Source organism: Billgrantia hypersalina, assembly GCF_052584175.1.
Genome location: NZ_JBMIQI010000011.1, coordinates 648,820 through 665,861 on the forward strand (window position 1 = coordinate 648,820; position 17,042 = coordinate 665,861).

The window sequence follows — 17,042 nt, forward strand, 5'->3', positions numbered from 1 at the left end:
GTTTTCATCGGTTGCTTTATGTGACGTAGTGCTGCTGCCCTCAGCCGTCGTTCTCGTCGAGCGGCGACAAGCGGATCAACTTGCCCTCTTGTTCATCGGTGAGAACGTAGACCCATCCATCCGGCCCTTGCTCGACGTCACGGATGCGGGCTCCCAGCGGAATGCGCTCTTCGTTCGCCACCTCGTCGCCCTCCAGGGTGATGCGCACCAGGCCATGCTCCGAGAGTCCGCCGATCAGCATGCTGCCTTGCCACTCCGGCAGGGCGTCATCGGTATAGAAGATCATGCCGGAAGGCGAGATAACCGGTGTCCACTGTTTCACCGAACCGGCGTAGTCGTCGTCATCGCTGGGGTCGGGGATCTCCTCGCCGTCGTAGTGCTGCCCCCAGCTGACTTCCGGCCAGCCATAGTTGCGGCCGGCTTCGGGCCGATTGAGTTCGTCGCCGCCCATCGGGCCCATTTCGGCCACCCAGAGTTCGCCCGTTTCGGGATGGAGGGCCGCGCTCTCGATATTGCGATGGCCATAGGACCAGATCTCGTCGCGGGCCTCGTCGTCGTCGAGAAAGGGGTTCCCGTCGGCCGGCGTGCCGTCATCGTTGAGACGCACAATGGTGCCCAGGTGGTTGGACGTGTCCTGGGCCGGATCGAACTGGAAGCGCTCGGCCAGGGTGAGGAAGAGCGTGTCGGCATCGGCGAAGACGATGCGGCCACCGAAGTGGTTCTCGTGCTCGACCCTCGGCTCCATGCGGAAGATCACCTCGAACTCCTCCAGCCGCTCTTCGATCAGCCGACCACGGCCCAGCGCCGTGGAAGCGCCTTCCTCACCGGGTTCGGAAAAGGAGAGATAGACCTGCTGGTTGGTTTCGAAATCGGGGTGCAGGGCAATGTCCAGCAGTCCGCCCTGGCCCTGGTTGAACACGTCGGGGACGCCCTCGAGCGGGTCGGAGAGGCTTTCGTCCTCCGAGAGCAGCCTCAGGCGACCCTCGCGTTCCGTGATCAGCAACCGGCCGTCGGGCAGAAACGCCATCCCCCACGGATGGACGAGCCCATCCGCGACGGTTTCGATACTCAGGGCGCCGGCCTCCGTCTGAACGGACTCCTTGGGCTGCGCCAGGGCTTGGGGAGAGAGGGAGAGGGCAACGGCAGCGAAGCCGAGCGCTGCGGTTGGAATGGTTGGCGCCATGAGACTCCTCCTTGTAGGGCGATTAACCTCAAGGTAATCGCTCTGCCCCAGGCGGCAAGCGTAGCGACACGGAGCAGGATTTGAGCTGCCCGGCCACTCGTCGCACCGCCGGGGCGTTTTCAGAATTGGTGCGTGTAGTTGACCATGGCGGCAATCTCATCGTTGGCGTTCCGGTCATGGCCCGGCTCGATGGAATAAAGCAAGTTGAGCTGCAGCCGGGTGCGCTCGGAAGGCAGCAGGGCGTAGCCGAACTCGATGTCGCGCTGTTGTCCGGAAGGCGCCAGCGAAACCCGAACGTCATCGCGCACGACCGTGCCGTCCAGCGTGCGTCCGGTGGGAATGCTCAGCTGTGCCTCGGCATCGGCGATGCGCATCGGCTGGCGCAGGGCCAAGGCGGCCTGATGGCCGTCGCCTCGCCACTGCAGGCCGAGCGCCGTTTCCCGGGTGCGAATTCCCTCGATGGACTGGATCAGGCCGTTGCCGGTCATTTCGCCGCGCCCCTCCTCATGGCTGGCGAAGGCGGTCAATGTTTCGCCCAGCCGATAATCGAGCTGGAGCCGCTGCAGGTTCAGCCGATTGTCCTCGCCCAGCGACAGGGCGCCCGTGCCTTGGGCGCCGAGCAGGCCATGTGCCTCGCGCCTGACGCCGACACCTCCCGTCAGGGTCAGGCGTTCGCCCAGGTCCATCGCCAGCGCGATGCTTGAGCGTTCGGCGCGGTAGCGATCCGCTAGGGTCGTCATCTCTTCATCGGCGCTGCCGGACCAGTGCTCGGCTTCCAGCGCGATGCGCTCATTGAGCTCGAGGCGGTGGCTGGCGCCGGCGATGCGCTCAAGGCCGCGGCTGACCGCCGTGCCTCCCTGAAAGGAAAGCATCGGCATGAAACCGGCTTCGACCTGGGGGCTCATGGGATTGGGTTCGTCGCCGCTGAACTGGAAGAGCGACCATTCATGGCGGCCGAAGCGGCCATCCAGGCGGGCGGAAGTCGCTTCCCCGAAGACGTTGTGCCGGGCCATGAAGCGCATGCTGTCGAATTCGCCTCGGGTCTCGGTACGGTGACCCTGGGTGGCCATCGCCATCTGCTCCATCTGGCGATGCTGCGAGCGGTCGCGCCCGGAGCGCTGTGTCACGTGCCCTGACAGGTCGGTACGATAGTCGCGGCCGAGCGCGTCGAAGACGGCCACCTCCTGCAACACGCCGGACTCCGCCAGGGCATCGCCATAGGCATCCGAGAGCTGGGCGGCGCTTCGTTCGAGCGACTGGCCACCCTCGTCTACGCTGGCACCGGTCGGCATGACCAGCTCGCCTTGAGGTTCGAGGGCCTCCTCGAGATCGGCCTCGCCCTGGCCCAGGTAGAAGAAGCCGCAATTCTGGTCGCCGCTGTCGCCGCAATCGTTCTGGCCATAGAGCGGCGATGTCCGGTCGGCCGTGTCCAGCAGCAGCTGCGATACCTGCGTGGCGTCCAGGTGCGGCCACAGCTCGATGATGGCTGCTGCATAGGCCGTGACCCGCGGCGTGGCAAACGAAGTGCCCAGCCCCCAGCCGTAGCTGTCATCGGCATCGTCCAAGGCCACTAGCGTGCGCCACGGTGCGGTGAGAAAACGCGACTGCCAGCGCTCATCGTCGCCGGGGAAGTTGCTGTACATGGCCTTCTCGATCTCGTTCGTGTCGTTTCGGGTCGAGCCGCCGACGATCAGCATGCGCTCGAATATCTCGGCCTGCTGGTGGATGGGTCGCTCGGCCTGCAGCGCCTCGCCCTGGTTGCCGGCAGCCACGACATACACCGAGCCCAGGCCGTCGTTGGCGGTCACCACGCGGTGCAGCGAATCGAGGGAGTTACGGTCCAGGTAACTCGAGGTCGAGCTGGGGGCTTCGAGGCGACCGCTGTAGCTGTGGTTGACCACTCGCGAGCCCAGGTCGGCGAGATAGCCAACGCTGTAGTCCATCACGTTGGAATAGCTGTGCAACGCGTCGCCTCGATTGACCTTGGCCAGGTTCAGGCCATGGTCGCCGGGGGCCAGGTCCCGGGTATCGCGTGCCAGGCTCACCACCGAGGCCACGGCCGTGCCGTGCCGGCTTGCCGAGCTGACGTCGGGGTCGTCGGGCTCGGCGACATTGCCCACCGACGCCAGCCGCGGGCTGAGGCTTTCATGCGTCAGGCGAAAGCCGGAATCGGCGACACCGACCAGCACCGAATAGCCGCCATCCGGTGGCTCGATGTCCGGATCCTGGGAGATCGGGCTCGGGTCCAGGTCATGTGGGGGAGGGGAAGGCGGCGGTTCTGGGCTGTCGATCCTCGGCACGCTACCGCCTCCGCTGCTGCACCCTGCAAGCGAGAGGGCAAGCAGTAGCCCTGCCAAGCGGGCATGGGGGTCGCATCCTTGTGTCATGCGCGCTCCGGTAGGTTTGTCGTTTTCTGCGCGGCGGGTGAAGCGGCAGGCTTCTGGCCGCCTCATTCCATTTGCAGCATGACGATAAGCATAGGCGGGAGACACGTGCCGTTTCGTCACGATTCGGTTACAGAACATGTCTTCTGGTGAGTGGCGTTAGCGCAGTCATGACAGGCCATCTATAACTGGAGCAAGAGTCTGCTTTACCGACGAAGGGAGTCGTTTATGGATGCGATATGGAAGATGGGCAGCCGAGGGGTCGCCGAACATCCTTCCCTGACCGATGATATCGAGGTAGATGTAGCCATCGTCGGGGCTGGCATCACCGGCCTCACCGCTGCGCTGGCATTGGCCGACGCCGGCCAGCGCGTCATCGTGCTGGAGGCGGCCACAGTGGGCGCCGGGGTGACGGGAGGCTCCACCGGGAATCTCTATGCCACGCTGGCTTCCGGACAGGCGCCGCTGCGCAAGAAGTGGGGCGATCTGGTGGCGGCCGAGGTGGTTCGAGCACGCACTGAAGCCGTCGACCATATCGAGGCGACGCTAGAGCGCCTTGCCATCGACTGCCAGTTCAAGCGCCTGCCGGCCTATCGACTTGCAACCGAAGAGAGCCAAGATGCCCGACACGAGCTGAACGACGAGCTCGATGCCTTGGTCAGCGCCGGTATCGATGCCGAGTTGGCAGAGGGCCCCGGGCTGCCCTTCGAATGCCGGGGCATACGCATGGCCCACCAGGCTCAATTCAATCCTCTGCATTATGTCGAGGGCCTGGCCTATCGCCTGCAGAGCGAAGGCGTGGTGATCGTACAGCACAGCCCCGTGCGCGAAATCGATTCAGGCAAGGGCACGCTCAGAACCGACTCGGCCCGCATCACCGCGAAGCATATCGTACAGGCCACCCATACGCCGAAGGGGATCAACCTGGTTCAGGCAGGCATGCTGGTATCCCGTGAGTATGCTGTCAGTGCCAGGCTCAGAAGCGGTGAGTATCCCGAGGGCATCATCTGGCTGCTCGACCCCTTCCACTCGCTGCGCAGCTACCAATACGGCGACGAACGCTACCTGATGGTGATCGGCGAAAAGCACAAGACCGGTGAGCACCACGGCGACCACTACCAGAAGCTTCGCGAATATCTCCAGGCCCATTTCGACGTGGAGGCCTTCACCCACAGCTGGTCGGCCCAGCAGTACAGTTCCCCCGACGGTCTGCCCTACATCGGCCGCATGCACGGTCACGACAACTTGTACATGGCGACCGGCTTCGCCGCCGACGGTCTGGTATGGGGCACCCTGGCCGGCACGATCATCGCCGACCAGATTCTCGGGCGCGACAATCCGTGGCAGGCTCACTTCGGGGCGCGGCGCATCACGCCGGGCAAGTCGGCACTGCAGTATGCCAAGGAGAACGCCACCGTCACCAAGCACATGGTCAAGGACTACCTGGGCACGGAGAAACTCGAGAGCTTCGACAGCATCGGCCCGGGGCAGGCGCGGGTGGCCACCGTCGACGGCGAGAAACTTGCCGTTCACCGCACCGAGGCGGGTGACCTCAAGGTGCTCTCGGCGGTGTGTCCGCACATGAAGTGCATCGTGCACTGGAATGCCAGCGAGTCGACCTGGGACTGCCCCTGTCATGGCAGCCGCTTCACTACAGAAGGCGAAGTGATCGAAGGCCCGGCCTATCATCCCCTGGCGCAGCCCGAGGGGCGCCAGTAGCCTTTCACGAGACTCTCTGGCGGGTGGATATACCCGGTAGCAGCGTGTTTCGTCGAGCGCGAGACGCGCGCAACCACGCGGCCATCAACGCCGCGGCCAGCAGCAGCTCGGCCAGGTCGCCGCCGTAGTACATCCATTGCGCGGCGGCCTGGATCTCCTGGACGACATGCCCGGTACCTCGCGGCCACAGGTAGCCGTACATGAGCTTGCCCAGCACGGCGTGGCTGGCCATCGCGACGAACAGCACACCCAGGCGCAAGCGCAGGCTCAGCCGGTGTGGCGAGGCGTCAGGACCGGCGAGGACGGCCCAACAGAACAGGTATCCCGCTACCAGGAAGTGCAGGTGTACCCAGTAATGCAGGACGGTGCTGTGCAACGAGGCGGCATAGAGCGGCGTGAGATAGAGCACATACATGCCGCCGATGTTGAGCAGCAGGGCGCTGATGGGGTGTGCTACGAAACGTATCGGCAGGCTTTGCAGAACAGTGACGAGCCGGCGTGCCGCGGCATTCGGCAGGCGCCTGAGGGTCAGCGTCACCGGGGCGGCCAGTACCCATGCCAGCGGTGCTAGCATGCCCATCACCAGGTGCAGGGCCATGTGGCCGCGCAGGTCGTGATGCGCCCATGCCATGACAGGTGGGGCGAGTGCTGTAGCGATCAGCAGGCTGCCCAACACGAAGAAGCTGCAGCGCCACCCGCTCCAACCGTTGCCATGCCGCCGTTGGCGTAGGGCAGCCAGCAGATAACCGAGCGTCACCAGTCCCAGCAGGATGAGGGGGAGCCACGCCGCCAGCGAGGCGGTGGCGTTAGGTTCGGCGGTCGAATGCATGGCTCAGCTCTGCTCCCGCCGCTTGGCTCGGCGATAGAGGCCTATGCCCACCAGCAGCAGTGCCAGGGCGGAAAGATTCCAGGTCAGGTCGTAGGCGAGCAGGTCCACACCGTAGCGAATCTGGTGGATGCGCAGGATCTTGTGACTGACGATCCCGTCGAAGAGCTGGAAACCGCCCATGCCGAGGAAGACGCCGGCCCATGCCCAGGGTACCGCCAACCGCCGACGGTGGCCCAGGTCGATCAACAGGGCGGCGCCGATGACGATGGCGAGCAGCTCGGCCGCATGCAGCAGGCCATCCGAGACGATGCCGATGGCCGGCGTGGCATGGTCGAAGAAGTGATGCCACTGCAGCAATTGGTGAAAGACGATTTCGTCGAGGGCGGCCATGATGCCCGCGCCCGCGATTGCGGCAAACCCTAACGAGCGACGCGCGTCGCGAGCATTGGCCGGGCCCGGGGTGGGGTGCGATGAGGTCATGGCATCCGTGCTCTGGTGATCCTGTTTCCAGCCTAGGCCCGCTCGGAGGCGAAGACAATCCGCCCGCTCGTGCTAGCGTTCCCTCGCGGGCGGGAAGCCGACTTCGAAGCCGCGCGTGTCGAGATGCCGGATATCGCAAGGGCGCCCTGCTTCGTCGAAGTCGACCAGGCCGATACCACAGCCGTTCCAGAGCCGCTCGCCAGCCTTGGCGCGGTCGGGGTCACGAGGGTGGATGACCAACCGGCGGCGCTTGGTCAGCCAGTTGAGCGGCGAGCGAGGGGCATAGAGCCACCGATTGAGCCGGTCGAACCAGTCGAGCAGGGTAGGCGGAAAGGCGTTCTTGATCCCGCTGGAGGTGATCTGCCACAGCCGCGGGCCTTGCTCGCGATAGCGTAATTCGATGTCGTAGGCGAAGGAGTAGTGCACGTCGCCGGAAAGAATCACGTAATTGCCCGGCGTGCGCGAGTGGCGAAAGATGTTGAGCATGACGTTGGCGGCGCCGGGATGCGCCATCCAGTTCTCGGCATCCACGACCAACGGCTTGCCGGCCAGGGTGAAGACGCGCTGAATGGCCTCGATCAGCTTGACGCCGAACATGGGCGTGGGCGAGACGATAATGACCGCAGGGGCGTCGAGCATGGCCTCCTGCAATTCGATCAGCGCTTCCCAGTCCAGCAGGCCCGAGGGCCGGCTGGGGCGACGTTCGCTGCGCCAGCGCCGCGTGCGGGTATCCAGCACCACCAGGGGAGACGGCCCGGGAACCCGGTATTCCCAACCCTGGAAGCGCAGCAACTGCTGCAGCAGGGCGTCCTGCTCCCGTGCCGGTAGCCACCCTCCCTGCCGCCGCGCCTGTTCCATCAGCGCCGCGCTGCGTGCGGTGAGTTCGGCGACCCGGTCGGGGTCGTTCCCCCAGCCTTGGCAGAGCAGGTAGGCCAGCAGGGCATTGCCGAGAATGCGCCGAGAAAAGGGGTGTTCGTAGGCGATGCGTTCCCAGTCGGCGGTCAGGTTCCAGTCGTCGGTCACGTCATGATCATCGAAGATCATCAGCGTGGGCAGGTGGGCCAGCAGGCGGGCGCAGGCAGGCAGTTCCGCCACGAAGCGCTCGATGATGGCCCGCTCCGTGGCGAACGTTTCCTGGGAATCGTTGTTCAGCGCGGGAGGGGAGATTTCGATCAGGCGCCACGGCACCGGCGACCACACCAGCAGGTACATGGCCACCACCTCGGCAAAGGTCACCAGGTGATTGTGCGCGTTGGCCGTGGTGAATATGGGCTTGCGTACGCCGCCGAACAAGCGTTCCCGCAGGGCGGCGCCGCTCGGGGTATCGGGCAGCAGCGCCTCGCGCCGGTAGTAGGTGGCCTCGTCGCGATAGAGCGCCGGGCTGTCGGCAACCGTCGCCCCTTCGAGTGTTTCGTCGAACAGCCCCAGCCGTGCGATCAAGGCGTGAATGGCGACCAGCATGGGCCCGGCGACATCGTCGGCATAGACCTGATCGCCCGTCAGCAGTAGCCAGGCCGGCCGCTCCTGCGGCTCCTGGCGTCGCTCGGCGAGCCAGGCATCGGCATGCGCCAGGCCATCCGGGCCGTCGTGATGTGGCTTGCGGCAGGAGCCATGGAGCAGCCGATGGTGACGCTCGGCGATCACGAAGTTGGGGTAGCTCGCTTTCCCGTGCAGCAGGTGAGGCGCCCACTCGGCGATACCGCGCTCTCCCGCTTCGTCGCGTACCTTCAGGTCGTAATCGATGAGCGTGCCGGCGGGAAGCGGCGTGGCCAGGGCCACATCGATCAGGTGCAGCCAGGCATGCTCCCCCACGGGAATGCGTTGCACTCTCTCTTCACCCAGCGACAGGCGGCGTGGTGGCTGGCCTGCTGGTTGCAGCATGAGCGTGAGCTCGAGACAGCGCGAAGCGACCAACCACAGGATGAGACGACCGGGCGTCAGGCGGCGCAGCAGTGGACCGGCCAGAACGTCGGGGAGGGGCGGAACAGCGTGGCTCATCGAAATCTCCTGTGAGGCAGCGAGCTCGCGCCGTTGCTGGCGAAGAGCACAGCAAGTGAGTAGGCTTGCATCGTTTCGTTCAATTTATCTGATGGAGGCGCTGCCGTGCTCGTAATGATCGTTGGCCTCATGCTTTTTCTAGGCACCCATTCGGTCCGCATATTCGCCGACGACTGGCGCAGCGAACAGATCCAACGCCTGGGGGAGAAGCGCTGGAAAGCGCTGTACTCGGTGGTCGCCATCGTGGGGCTTGCGCTGGCAATCTGGGGCTACGGGCGCATGCGTCTCGACCCGATCTGGGTGTGGCACCCACCGGTGGGGCTGCGTCATGCGGTGGCACTGCTGATGATTCCCGCCTTCATCCTGCTGGTGGCCACCTACGTACCGCATAACCATATCAAGGCCAAGCTGGGCCATCCCATGGTGCTGGCGGTCAAGCTGTGGGCTTTTTCCCATCTGTTGGCCAACGGTCGACTCGGCGACATCGTCTTCTTCGGCGCCTTTCTGCTCTGGGCCGTGCTCGATTTCCGCGCCGCCCGGCGTCGCCAGCCCGCAGTACCGGTGACGCCGCGTCCTGCCGGCACGGCCATCACCCTGGTGGGCGGGCTGATCGCCTACTACCTGTTCGCCTTCCACCTGCATGTCTGGGTGACCGGCGTGCCGGTGATGTAGTCCTATCGCTGCGGACGGCCGCGACTTGTGTGAAATAGGCGTTGACCTGGGTCAAGGCGGATTAAACGGGCATGGCCGAACCTGATGGTACCAGCCGCTTGCCGGCGAGAAGTCCATGAGGAGCACGCCATGCCCGCCATGATGAAAGCGGCGATTTTCGTCGCGCCTGGGCGCATCGAGATCGACGACAAGCCGATTCCGGATGTGGGCCCCAACGATGCCCTGATTCGCGTCACGACCACCACTATCTGTGGCACCGACGTACACATCCTCAAGGGGGAATACCCGGTCGAGAAGGGATTGACGATCGGGCATGAGCCGGTTGGGGTGGTCGAGAAGCTGGGCGCCAACGTACAGGGTTACCGTGAAGGGCAGCGGGTAATAGCCGGAGCCATCTGTCCAAGTTTTACCTCTTACGCTTGCCAGGACGGCTGCAGTGCCCAGGATGGCGGCCACCATGCGCATGGCTACAAGCCGATGGGCGGCTGGCGCTTTGGCAATACCATCGACGGCGCCCAGGCCGAGTACCTGTTGGTACCCGATGCCCAGGCCAATCTGGCGCCGGTCCCCGACGGGCTTTCCGATGAGCAGGTCCTGATGTGCCCCGACATCATGTCGACCGGTTTCGCCGGGGCCGAATCGGCGGGCATCAAGATTGGCGACAGCGTGGCCATATTCGCCCAGGGACCGATCGGCCTCTGTGCCACCGCTGGCGCCAGGTTGCGTGGCGCTGGCTTGATCATCGCCGTGGACGGCGTTGACGAGCGCCTGGCCATGTCCCGGCAGATGGGCGCCGATGTCACCCTGGATTTCCGCAAGGTCGATGTCGTGGAGGAAATCCTTCGCTTGACCGGGGGGCGGGGGGTTGACGCTTCCATCGAAGCTCTAGGCCTGCAGTCCACTTTCGAGTCGGCCCTGCGTGTCATCAAGCCGGGCGGTACCCTGTCCAGCCTGGGTGTCTACTCGAGCGATCTATCCTTGCCGCTCGGTGCGTTCTGCGCCGGCCTGGGCGATCACAAGATCGTGACTTCGCTGTGCCCCGGCGGCAAGGAGCGAATGCGCCGCCTGATGCAAGTCATCGAAACCGAGCGCCTCGATCTTGGCCCCATGGTCACGCACCGCTACGCGCTGGAGGATATCGTCGCGGCATACGATCTTTTCTCGCATCAGCGCGACGGGGTACTCAAGGTGGCGATACAGGCGGGATGAGCCGCTCGGAACGAGACGTCACACGGTAACGAGGCGGACGGCGAGGCGGCCCCGTTCGTCATGTTTCCGGTTCGGCGGCCAGGCAGTAGCCGTCCTTCTCCGCCATCTTCACCCGATACATCGCCATGTCCGCGCGGTGAATGATGTCGTCGACGCTCATGCCGGGGTAGGGGAACAGGCATACGCCGATGCTGGCCCTGAGGGAAATGGGTTCCGCCATGTCGGAGAGCGGTAGCCGGAGGTTGTCGAGCAGCTTGGCCGCGAGGCGATGAATGTCCTGCTCCGAGGCGAGGTCGCGGGCCAGCACGAAGAACTCGTCTCCGCCGATTCGCGCCACGGTATCCATGCTGCGCATGCTGCTCATGAGACGCTGGGCGACTTGCTTGAGCAGGTTGTCTCCCATCTTGTGCCCGAGGCGGTCGTTGATCTGCTTGAACCCATCCAGGTCGATGAACAGCCCGCCCTGCCACTTTCGATGACGCTGGCTGGCGGCCAGCGCCTGCTGGATACGGTCGTAGAGCAGCTCGCGGTTGGGCAGCCCCGTCAATGGATCGTGCAGCGACCGCTGGCGATGGAAGCGACGCTCCTTTTCCAGCTCCTGTTCGCGGAGGTAGAGCTCGCGTCCCTGGCGCTCTGCCAGGTACCCGGTGGTACCGCCGATCAGGTTGGCCGAGACGATGAAGACGTTATGGCTGAAGAGGATATGGGCGGGATACTCCAGCAGTAGGCCGAAGACCAGATTGTAGCTCACCAGCAGCAATGCATCGATGCCCAGGGCATAGGGAAAGCGCACCCCGATAAAGTTGTAGGTATAGAATGTGACCATGACCATGGCCGGATAGTAGTAGGGTGCGTACTCGAGTGGTACCTGAGCCTGAATGGCGATCAGGCCGAACCCGGCCGCCAGGCAAACGGCCGTCAGCCACCACTGCGCCATGCGCTGGAAGGCCGCAGTGAAACTGACGGCCAGTAACAGGCTAGGTACCAGCAGGGCGGTGAGGCGAGACTGCCATACGCCCCACCTGGCCTCTGGCGGGACATACCAGACATCCAGAAGCCCGCACAGCAGATAGACGAGAATGCCGACCAGGATCGCCGTGCGCCCCTGAATCAAGGTGCGAGGAAAGGTATCACGCCGATAGGCATGTTCCAGTTGCGGGTTACTGAAGCGTAAGCTGAAACGCCTCAGCAGGTTCGGTGTCGCCTGCGCAATAGCCGTCATGGGGGCTCGTCGGATAGCGGCGCGTCAGCGCGCATCTTCTTTTTCTTCGATTCCGGCAGGCTATCAGCAAGCGTGAGGTTCAGCTAGCGCAAGCTTCGTTGAGGCCATCAAGATTTTGTCCAGCCCCTTGGCCTGCCGTCCGGCGGGCAGCGTTGAAAAGTCCCACGGACATTTTCCGAGCGGCTGCTACTCTTTGTTACGTGGGCGTTGAACGGTCATTCAATGTTCATCCCATCGTCATGGAGTCGCGCGATAAGGGTCGGGGGCCAGGTCCCGCTGACCCCTGTCACCTTGTGCAAGGCCCTCATGGAGAATCCGTCAATGTCGTTTACACGTCGCCGTTTCCTCAAAGGCACCCTGGCGGCCGGTGCCGCTGCCACCGTACCGTCCTTCTATATCAACAAGGTGTTGGCTCAGGAGCAGACCCTGCGCATCTATGCCTGGGCGGGCTACTTCACCGACGAGATGCTGGCCGACTTCACCGAAAAGACCGGCATCCGCGCGACCTTCACGCCCTACGGCACCAACGATGAGCTGATGAACTCGCTGCGCGCCACCGACGGTACCGGCTTCGACGTGATCATGCCGACCGTGGACCGGGTGCCCGGCTACCTGGACTACGACCTGGTGCAGCCGCTGGACGAGTCGCGCATCAACTGGTCGGGGGCGCTCGATAGTGCCATCGAAGGCTCCGAGGTGGGCGGCGTGGTCGACGGCAAGCGCTATTTCGCCCCCAGCGACTGGGGTACCGAGGCGATCACCTGGCATCGCCGCGACGCCAACATCGACCGCGCCAATCTCAGCTACGCCGATCTGTGGAATCCCGAGCATGGCCAGGGCGTGACGGTACGTGGTCACTCGGCGCTGGTGGGTATCGGCCTGTGGCTGGAGCGCGAGGGCCGGCTGCCTCATCCGCTGCTCGATTCCTACAAGAGCGAAGAGGCCATGCGCGCCAACTTCGACGTCATCCTCGAGGAGGCGGTCAAGCACAAGCAGATGCTGGTGCAGTTCTGGGACACCGAGAACGACGCCCAGGCGGCTTTCCGCACCAACGGCGCCATCATCGGCCAGACCTGGGATTCCACCGCCTTCCGCCTGCAGCAGGAGGGGGAGGACATCGCCTATGGCGCACCGAAGGAGGGGGCGCTGGCGTGGATGGAGGGCTTCGTGATTCCCAAGAACGCCCAGAATCCGGATGCCGTCTACGAGCTGATCAACTGGTACTACACGCCGGAGGCGGGTGCCATGTTCGTCAAGGCGACCGGCTACAACTCCACCTCCAAGGGCGCCACCGAGCTCCTGCCCGACGAGACGCGCCAGTTCTTCACCGACTCCTACACCGAGCAGGACCTGGCCAACCTGTGGTGGTGGCCGATCCAGGAGCCGTGGTACGTGGCGCTGCGTAATGAGTACCAGGATCGCTATCTCAGTGCCTGATCGCGTCACGTAGCCGGGGCGGCAGTCGCCGTGCCCGGCCCTTTCTTGGATGGTTGAGGTACGAATGGACGGTAGCGTCAGACTGGATGAGGTGGTGATGCGCTTCGGCGACTTCACCGCCATCGAGAGGACCTCGCTTTCGATCGGCTCGGGCGAGTTCTTCAGTTTTCTTGGCCCCTCGGGCTGCGGCAAGACCACCTTGCTCAACATCGTCAGCGGCTTTCTGACGCCCAGCGAGGGGCAGGTAGTCATCGGCGGCGAGCCCATGGCCGGCGTGCCGGTCAACCGTCGCCCCACGGCGATGATCTTCCAGAACCTGGCGCTGTTTCCGTTGATGACCGTATTCGAGAATATCGAGTTCGGCCTCGAGGTGCGTGGCGTCGACAAGCGCAAGCGCCGGGAGGTTTCCGAGCGCCTGCTGGCGCTGGTCGCACTGGAGGGCAGCGGGCCGAAGAAGGTGACCGAGCTCTCCGGGGGGCAGAAGCAGCGCGTGGCCATTGCCCGGGCGCTGGCGGTGGAGCCCCGCGTGCTGTTGCTCGACGAGCCGCTCTCGGCGCTCGACCTCAAGCTGCGCCAGCACATGCGTGCCGAGCTCAAGGCGATTCAGCGCAAGACGGGCATTACCTTCATCTATATCACCCACGACCAGGGCGAGGCACTGACCATGTCCGACCGGGTCGCGGTCATGTCGGCGGGACGCATCCAGCAGGTCGCCGACCCCATGACGCTCTATCGCGAGCCGGCCACCGGCTTCGTTGCGGCGTTCGTCGGCGAGAACAATCGCCTCCAGGCCCGCGTGATCGATCGCGACGGCGAACGGGTACGCCTCGATGGTGGCGCGCTGGGTGAACTGGCGGGCCGGGCCGGGCCCGGTGCGCGCCTGGCCAACGGTGAGGCGGTAGCGCTTTACGTGCGCCCCGAGTACCTGCGCCCGGTAGCGGCAGGTGCAGCGGGGCCCAGCTTCGATACCGAGGTCGAGGCGGTGCACTTCGAGGGCGCCTGGGTGATGCTCGAGACGCGCCTGGTCGCGTCCGGGGAGAAGCTGCGTGTGCAGCTCGGTCACGAGGTGTCGCGCCGCCAGGCCGATGCGCTCGCCGTGGGCCGGCGCATGACCTTCGGCTATGACCCGGCCGATGCCCTGGTGCTGCCCGACGATGGCAGTCCGGTGGTGGATGACGAAACGGGCGAAGTAGTGGAGGGCAGCCAGGCGAAGGCCGGAGGCGCCCATGTTTAGGCAGCTTCAGGCACGCTTCGGCGGGCCGCTGGCAATGGCCATCGTGACCTTGCTGGGCATCTGGCTGATCGTGATGGTGACCCTGCCGCAACTGCAGATGATCGAATACTCGCTCAAGCCCAACCTGCTGCCGGCCCAGGTGGGCGGGCCGGACGACCGTCTCACCCTGGCCAACTACGCCACCCTGTTCGGCAACGAGATCCACCGGGCCATCTTCTTCAAGACGATCTGGTCGAGCGTGCTGGTCACCCTGCTGACGCTGACGGTGAGCTACCCGTTGGCCTGGTACCTGGCCAAGGTCGCCACACCGCGCCAGGCGGCGTTGTGCCTCCTGCTGCTGATCGTGCCGTTCTGGATCAACGAGATCCTGCGTACCTACTCCTGGTTCATCCTCCTGGCGTTTCGCGGCCCGCTCAACGAGGTGCTGATGATGCTGGGCCTCATCGACCGGCCGATCCGTTTCCTCAGCGGCAACGGCGGGGTGATGGTGGGCATGGTCTACGCCTATCTCCTGTTCATGGTGTTCCCGGTCTACAACGCCATCGAGAGCCTCGACGACAACCAGGTGCGTGCCGCCCGCGACCTCGGTGCCGGCACCGTACGTACCCACCGGCGTATCGTCATTCCCCATGCCAAGCCGGGCATCGCCACCGGTTGCATCATGACCTTCATGCTGGCCGCGGGCAGTTACGCGGTGCCGGCGCTGCTCGGCTCGCCGGGCAGCCGCTGGTTCACCCAGATCATCTACAACTGGTTCTTCGAGGGCGGCAACTGGAACCAGGGCGCGGCCTATGCCTTCCTGCTGCTGGTGCTGTGTATCGGCTTCATGTCACTAGTCATGAAGTTCTTCAAGGTGGGCTTGGGAGATATAGGAAGATGAGCTCGCAACGCTTCCTGGCCTTCGGCCTGCGCTTCTACGTGGTGATCTTCTTCGCCTACCTGTTCCTGCCGCTGCTCATCATGGCGGCGGCCACCTTCAACGACAGCCGCTTTCCCACCGTGACGCCGTGGGACGGGACCACGCTGCGCTGGTTCGGCGAACTGGCGAGGGACGGCGGCATGTGGCAAGCGCTGACCAACAGCCTGATCGTGGCGGCGGGGGTGCTGGTCGTTGCGGTACCCATCGGCATTGCCACGGCGCTGTTCCTCAATACCGTCTCCAGCCGTGCCAAGCCGTTCCTGTATGCCCTGATCCTCTCGCCGCTGCTGACGCCCGGCGTGATCATCGGCATCTCGACGCTGATCTTCTGGCGCCAGTTCGGCGTCAGCGGCGGGATCTTCCTCACCGTGCTGGGTCAGGCCACCTTCATTGCCGCCTACGTCATGCTGATGGTCACCGCGCGGCTGCAGCGCTTCGACCGCACCTTGGAACGCGCCGCGCTGGATCTCGGCGCCACCCCCTGGCAGGCGTTCCGACGCATCCTGCTGCCGTACCTCAAGCCGGCGCTCTACTCGGCGGCGGTGATCGCCTTCCTGCAGTCCTTCGAGAACTACAACACCACGCTGTTCGTGGTCGGCTACGACACCACGCTGACGGTCTATATCGCCTCCAAGGTGCGTACCGGGCTGACCCCGGCGGTCAATGCGCTGGGGCTGATCCTGATCCTGGTCACCGTGCTGATCGCCGTCATCTACGAACTCAAGCGGCGCAGGGAGGCGGCGCGCAGCGTGAAGGGGGTTTAGGCCTCAGCGCGGTTCCCAAACGTTGCCCAGGACTTCCAGCGCGGCGGCGATGGCAGGTTCCTCGCTGCGCTCGCGGCGCCACACGAAGCACAAGGCGCAGGGCAGGCGCACGCCTTCGACGACCGTCAGGCCGCGCTCTTGCCGCTCGGCCATGGCCAGGGCGTCGCGGGCCAGGCTGAGCCCCACGCCGGCGCGCACCAGGTCGAGCATGCACGCTTCCTGGTCTACCTGGGCGACGCCGTGCGGTGTCACGCCCAGCGGGTCGAGCGCGCCGTGCAGCAGGCGATGGTGAGCCGACAACGCAGGCGTGACGATCCACGGCAAAGCGGCAAGGTTCGTCCAGTCGGGGTTGGCCACGCGGCTGCTCCAGCCCGGCGGGGCCACCACGTGATAATGAAAGTGCGTCAGTTCGCGGTAGTCGACTTCCGGCGCCTCCGGCCCGGGACCTTCACCGGGAGGCGCGAGAAAAAAGCCCACGTCGAGCTCCTCGCGACGTATCCACTCCAGCACGCTGCCGCTCATGCCGTGCTGCAGCTCGGTCTCAAGCTGCGGGGCGCGCTCCACCAGGCGATGCAGGAAGGCTCCCAGGCGAATGAACTCGGGATCGACGATGGTGCCGATGCGCAGCCGGCCGTGGAGCGTGCTGTGCAGGGCGCGGGCGCTCTGCTCGAAGGCCGCCATGGCGGCCAGTGTCCGCTCCGCCGCGGGCAGCAGGGCGTGCCCGTCCTCGGTCAGCGTAAGCCCCTGGGGGCGGCGGCGGAACAGTGTCAGCCCCAGCGCCTCCTGGAGGTGCTTGAGCTTGAGGCTCACGGCGGGCTGGGTCAGGTGCAGCCGTTCGGCGGCGCGTGAGACGCTGCCTTCGCGGGCCACGGTAACGAAGGCGCGAAGGGTGGGAAGGTCGTGCATGGTGTGAATCGCTCAGTGTTATAAGGCTACCTTATAACCTGGTTTTGAATTTCTCAATTGATCGTGGCGTTCGACACGGTAGGCTT

14 protein-coding genes are annotated in these 17,042 nt (G+C 64.9%); 7 read left to right on the top strand and 7 right to left on the bottom strand.

What is annotated here, in order from left to right:
* Positions 1-40: 40 nt before the first annotated feature.
* Entirely contained in the window at positions 41-1,183 is a 1,143-nt protein-coding gene (locus ACOJCM_RS10220; RefSeq protein WP_445211949.1) for a PQQ-dependent sugar dehydrogenase, read from the bottom strand.
* A 119-nt stretch (positions 1,184-1,302) separates the two neighbouring features.
* On the bottom strand, positions 1,303-3,570 hold the full coding sequence (locus ACOJCM_RS10225; protein WP_445211950.1) for a S8 family serine peptidase: 2,268 nt from the start codon (positions 3,568-3,570) through the stop codon (positions 1,303-1,305).
* 225 nt (positions 3,571-3,795) lie between these two features.
* Here ACOJCM_RS10225 and ACOJCM_RS10230 point away from each other — a divergent pair, with 225 nt between their 5' ends.
* On the top strand, positions 3,796-5,286 hold the full coding sequence (locus ACOJCM_RS10230) for an FAD-dependent oxidoreductase (RefSeq protein WP_445211951.1): 1,491 nt from the start codon (positions 3,796-3,798) through the stop codon (positions 5,284-5,286).
* Between the two features lie 4 nt (positions 5,287-5,290).
* Here the strand turns inward: ACOJCM_RS10230 and ACOJCM_RS10235 are convergent, their stop codons facing one another.
* The 3 genes from ACOJCM_RS10235 to ACOJCM_RS10245 all read right to left on the bottom strand — a co-directional run bounded on the left by ACOJCM_RS10235 (position 5,291) and on the right by ACOJCM_RS10245 (position 8,593).
* Entirely contained in the window at positions 5,291-6,115 is an 825-nt protein-coding gene (locus tag ACOJCM_RS10235) for a cytochrome c oxidase assembly protein (RefSeq protein ID WP_445211952.1), read from the bottom strand.
* A 3-nt stretch (positions 6,116-6,118) separates the two neighbouring features.
* The gene (locus tag ACOJCM_RS10240; RefSeq protein WP_445211953.1) at positions 6,119-6,595 is read right to left on the bottom strand and encodes a DUF2243 domain-containing protein; all 477 of its coding nucleotides are present in this window, start codon (positions 6,593-6,595) and stop codon (positions 6,119-6,121) included.
* Between the two features lie 72 nt (positions 6,596-6,667).
* Entirely contained in the window at positions 6,668-8,593 is a 1,926-nt protein-coding gene (locus ACOJCM_RS10245) for an alkaline phosphatase family protein (RefSeq protein ID WP_445211954.1), read from the bottom strand.
* 114 nt (positions 8,594-8,707) lie between these two features.
* On the opposite strand from ACOJCM_RS10245, the gene ACOJCM_RS10250 reads away from it, so the two are divergent.
* Together ACOJCM_RS10250 and ACOJCM_RS10255 are read left to right on the top strand one after the other, a co-directional pair.
* Positions 8,708-9,265 (top strand): NnrU family protein, encoded by a 558-nt coding sequence (locus tag ACOJCM_RS10250; protein ID WP_445212074.1) that lies wholly within the window; start codon positions 8,708-8,710, stop codon positions 9,263-9,265.
* Positions 9,266-9,394: 129 nt separating this feature from the next.
* Positions 9,395-10,474, top strand: coding sequence for an NAD(P)-dependent alcohol dehydrogenase (locus ACOJCM_RS10255; RefSeq protein WP_445211955.1), 1,080 nt, complete (start codon positions 9,395-9,397; stop codon positions 10,472-10,474).
* A 58-nt stretch (positions 10,475-10,532) separates the two neighbouring features.
* On the opposite strand, the gene ACOJCM_RS10260 is transcribed toward ACOJCM_RS10255, so the two are convergent.
* Positions 10,533-11,696, bottom strand: coding sequence for a diguanylate cyclase domain-containing protein (locus ACOJCM_RS10260; RefSeq protein WP_445211956.1), 1,164 nt, complete (start codon positions 11,694-11,696; stop codon positions 10,533-10,535).
* A gap of 321 nt (positions 11,697-12,017) precedes the next feature.
* Between ACOJCM_RS10260 and ACOJCM_RS10265 the strand changes: the two genes are divergently transcribed.
* The 4 genes from ACOJCM_RS10265 (at position 12,018) to ACOJCM_RS10280 (ending at position 16,050) form a co-directional block, all read left to right on the top strand.
* Positions 12,018-13,133, top strand: a complete 1,116-nt coding sequence (locus tag ACOJCM_RS10265; protein ID WP_445211957.1) for an extracellular solute-binding protein — start codon at positions 12,018-12,020, stop codon at positions 13,131-13,133.
* 64 nt (positions 13,134-13,197) lie between these two features.
* Positions 13,198-14,367 carry an ABC transporter ATP-binding protein gene (locus tag ACOJCM_RS10270; protein WP_445211958.1) on the top strand — a complete coding sequence of 390 codons (1,170 nt, stop codon included), beginning with the start codon at positions 13,198-13,200 and terminating at the stop codon, positions 14,365-14,367.
* Positions 14,360-15,247, top strand: a complete 888-nt coding sequence (locus ACOJCM_RS10275) for an ABC transporter permease (RefSeq protein ID WP_445211959.1) — start codon at positions 14,360-14,362, stop codon at positions 15,245-15,247. The genes ACOJCM_RS10270 and ACOJCM_RS10275 overlap by 8 nt, the downstream gene beginning before the upstream one ends.
* Positions 15,244-16,050: an ABC transporter permease gene (locus ACOJCM_RS10280; RefSeq protein WP_445211960.1), complete on the top strand. Its 807-nt coding sequence runs from the start codon at positions 15,244-15,246 to the stop codon at positions 16,048-16,050. The genes ACOJCM_RS10275 and ACOJCM_RS10280 overlap by 4 nt, the downstream gene beginning before the upstream one ends.
* A gap of 3 nt (positions 16,051-16,053) precedes the next feature.
* Here the strand turns inward: ACOJCM_RS10280 and ACOJCM_RS10285 are convergent, their stop codons facing one another.
* Complete coding sequence (locus ACOJCM_RS10285) at positions 16,054-16,956, bottom strand: LysR family transcriptional regulator (RefSeq protein ID WP_445211961.1); 903 nt, start codon at positions 16,954-16,956, stop codon at positions 16,054-16,056.
* Positions 16,957-17,042: the final 86 nt, after the last annotated feature.

What these genes read in the sequence shown, in the direction of transcription:
- ACOJCM_RS10220 (WP_445211949.1), bottom strand. Translation starts at nt 1,183, where the DNA reads ATGGCGCCAACCATTCCAACCGCAGCGCTCGGCTTCGCTGCCGTTGCC.
- ACOJCM_RS10225 (WP_445211950.1), bottom strand. Translation starts at nt 3,570, where the DNA reads ATGACACAAGGATGCGACCCCCATGCCCGCTTGGCAGGGCTACTGCTT.
- ACOJCM_RS10230 (WP_445211951.1), top strand. Translation starts at nt 3,796, where the DNA reads ATGGATGCGATATGGAAGATGGGCAGCCGAGGGGTCGCCGAACATCCT.
- ACOJCM_RS10235 (WP_445211952.1), bottom strand. Translation starts at nt 6,115, where the DNA reads ATGCATTCGACCGCCGAACCTAACGCCACCGCCTCGCTGGCGGCGTGG.
- ACOJCM_RS10240 (WP_445211953.1), bottom strand. Translation starts at nt 6,595, where the DNA reads ATGACCTCATCGCACCCCACCCCGGGCCCGGCCAATGCTCGCGACGCG.
- ACOJCM_RS10245 (WP_445211954.1), bottom strand. Translation starts at nt 8,593, where the DNA reads ATGAGCCACGCTGTTCCGCCCCTCCCCGACGTTCTGGCCGGTCCACTG.
- ACOJCM_RS10250 (WP_445212074.1), top strand. Translation starts at nt 8,708, where the DNA reads ATGATCGTTGGCCTCATGCTTTTTCTAGGCACCCATTCGGTCCGCATA.
- ACOJCM_RS10255 (WP_445211955.1), top strand. Translation starts at nt 9,395, where the DNA reads ATGCCCGCCATGATGAAAGCGGCGATTTTCGTCGCGCCTGGGCGCATC.
- ACOJCM_RS10260 (WP_445211956.1), bottom strand. Translation starts at nt 11,696, where the DNA reads ATGACGGCTATTGCGCAGGCGACACCGAACCTGCTGAGGCGTTTCAGC.
- ACOJCM_RS10265 (WP_445211957.1), top strand. Translation starts at nt 12,018, where the DNA reads ATGTCGTTTACACGTCGCCGTTTCCTCAAAGGCACCCTGGCGGCCGGT.
- ACOJCM_RS10270 (WP_445211958.1), top strand. Translation starts at nt 13,198, where the DNA reads ATGGACGGTAGCGTCAGACTGGATGAGGTGGTGATGCGCTTCGGCGAC.
- ACOJCM_RS10275 (WP_445211959.1), top strand. Translation starts at nt 14,360, where the DNA reads ATGTTTAGGCAGCTTCAGGCACGCTTCGGCGGGCCGCTGGCAATGGCC.
- ACOJCM_RS10280 (WP_445211960.1), top strand. Translation starts at nt 15,244, where the DNA reads ATGAGCTCGCAACGCTTCCTGGCCTTCGGCCTGCGCTTCTACGTGGTG.
- ACOJCM_RS10285 (WP_445211961.1), bottom strand. Translation starts at nt 16,956, where the DNA reads ATGCACGACCTTCCCACCCTTCGCGCCTTCGTTACCGTGGCCCGCGAA.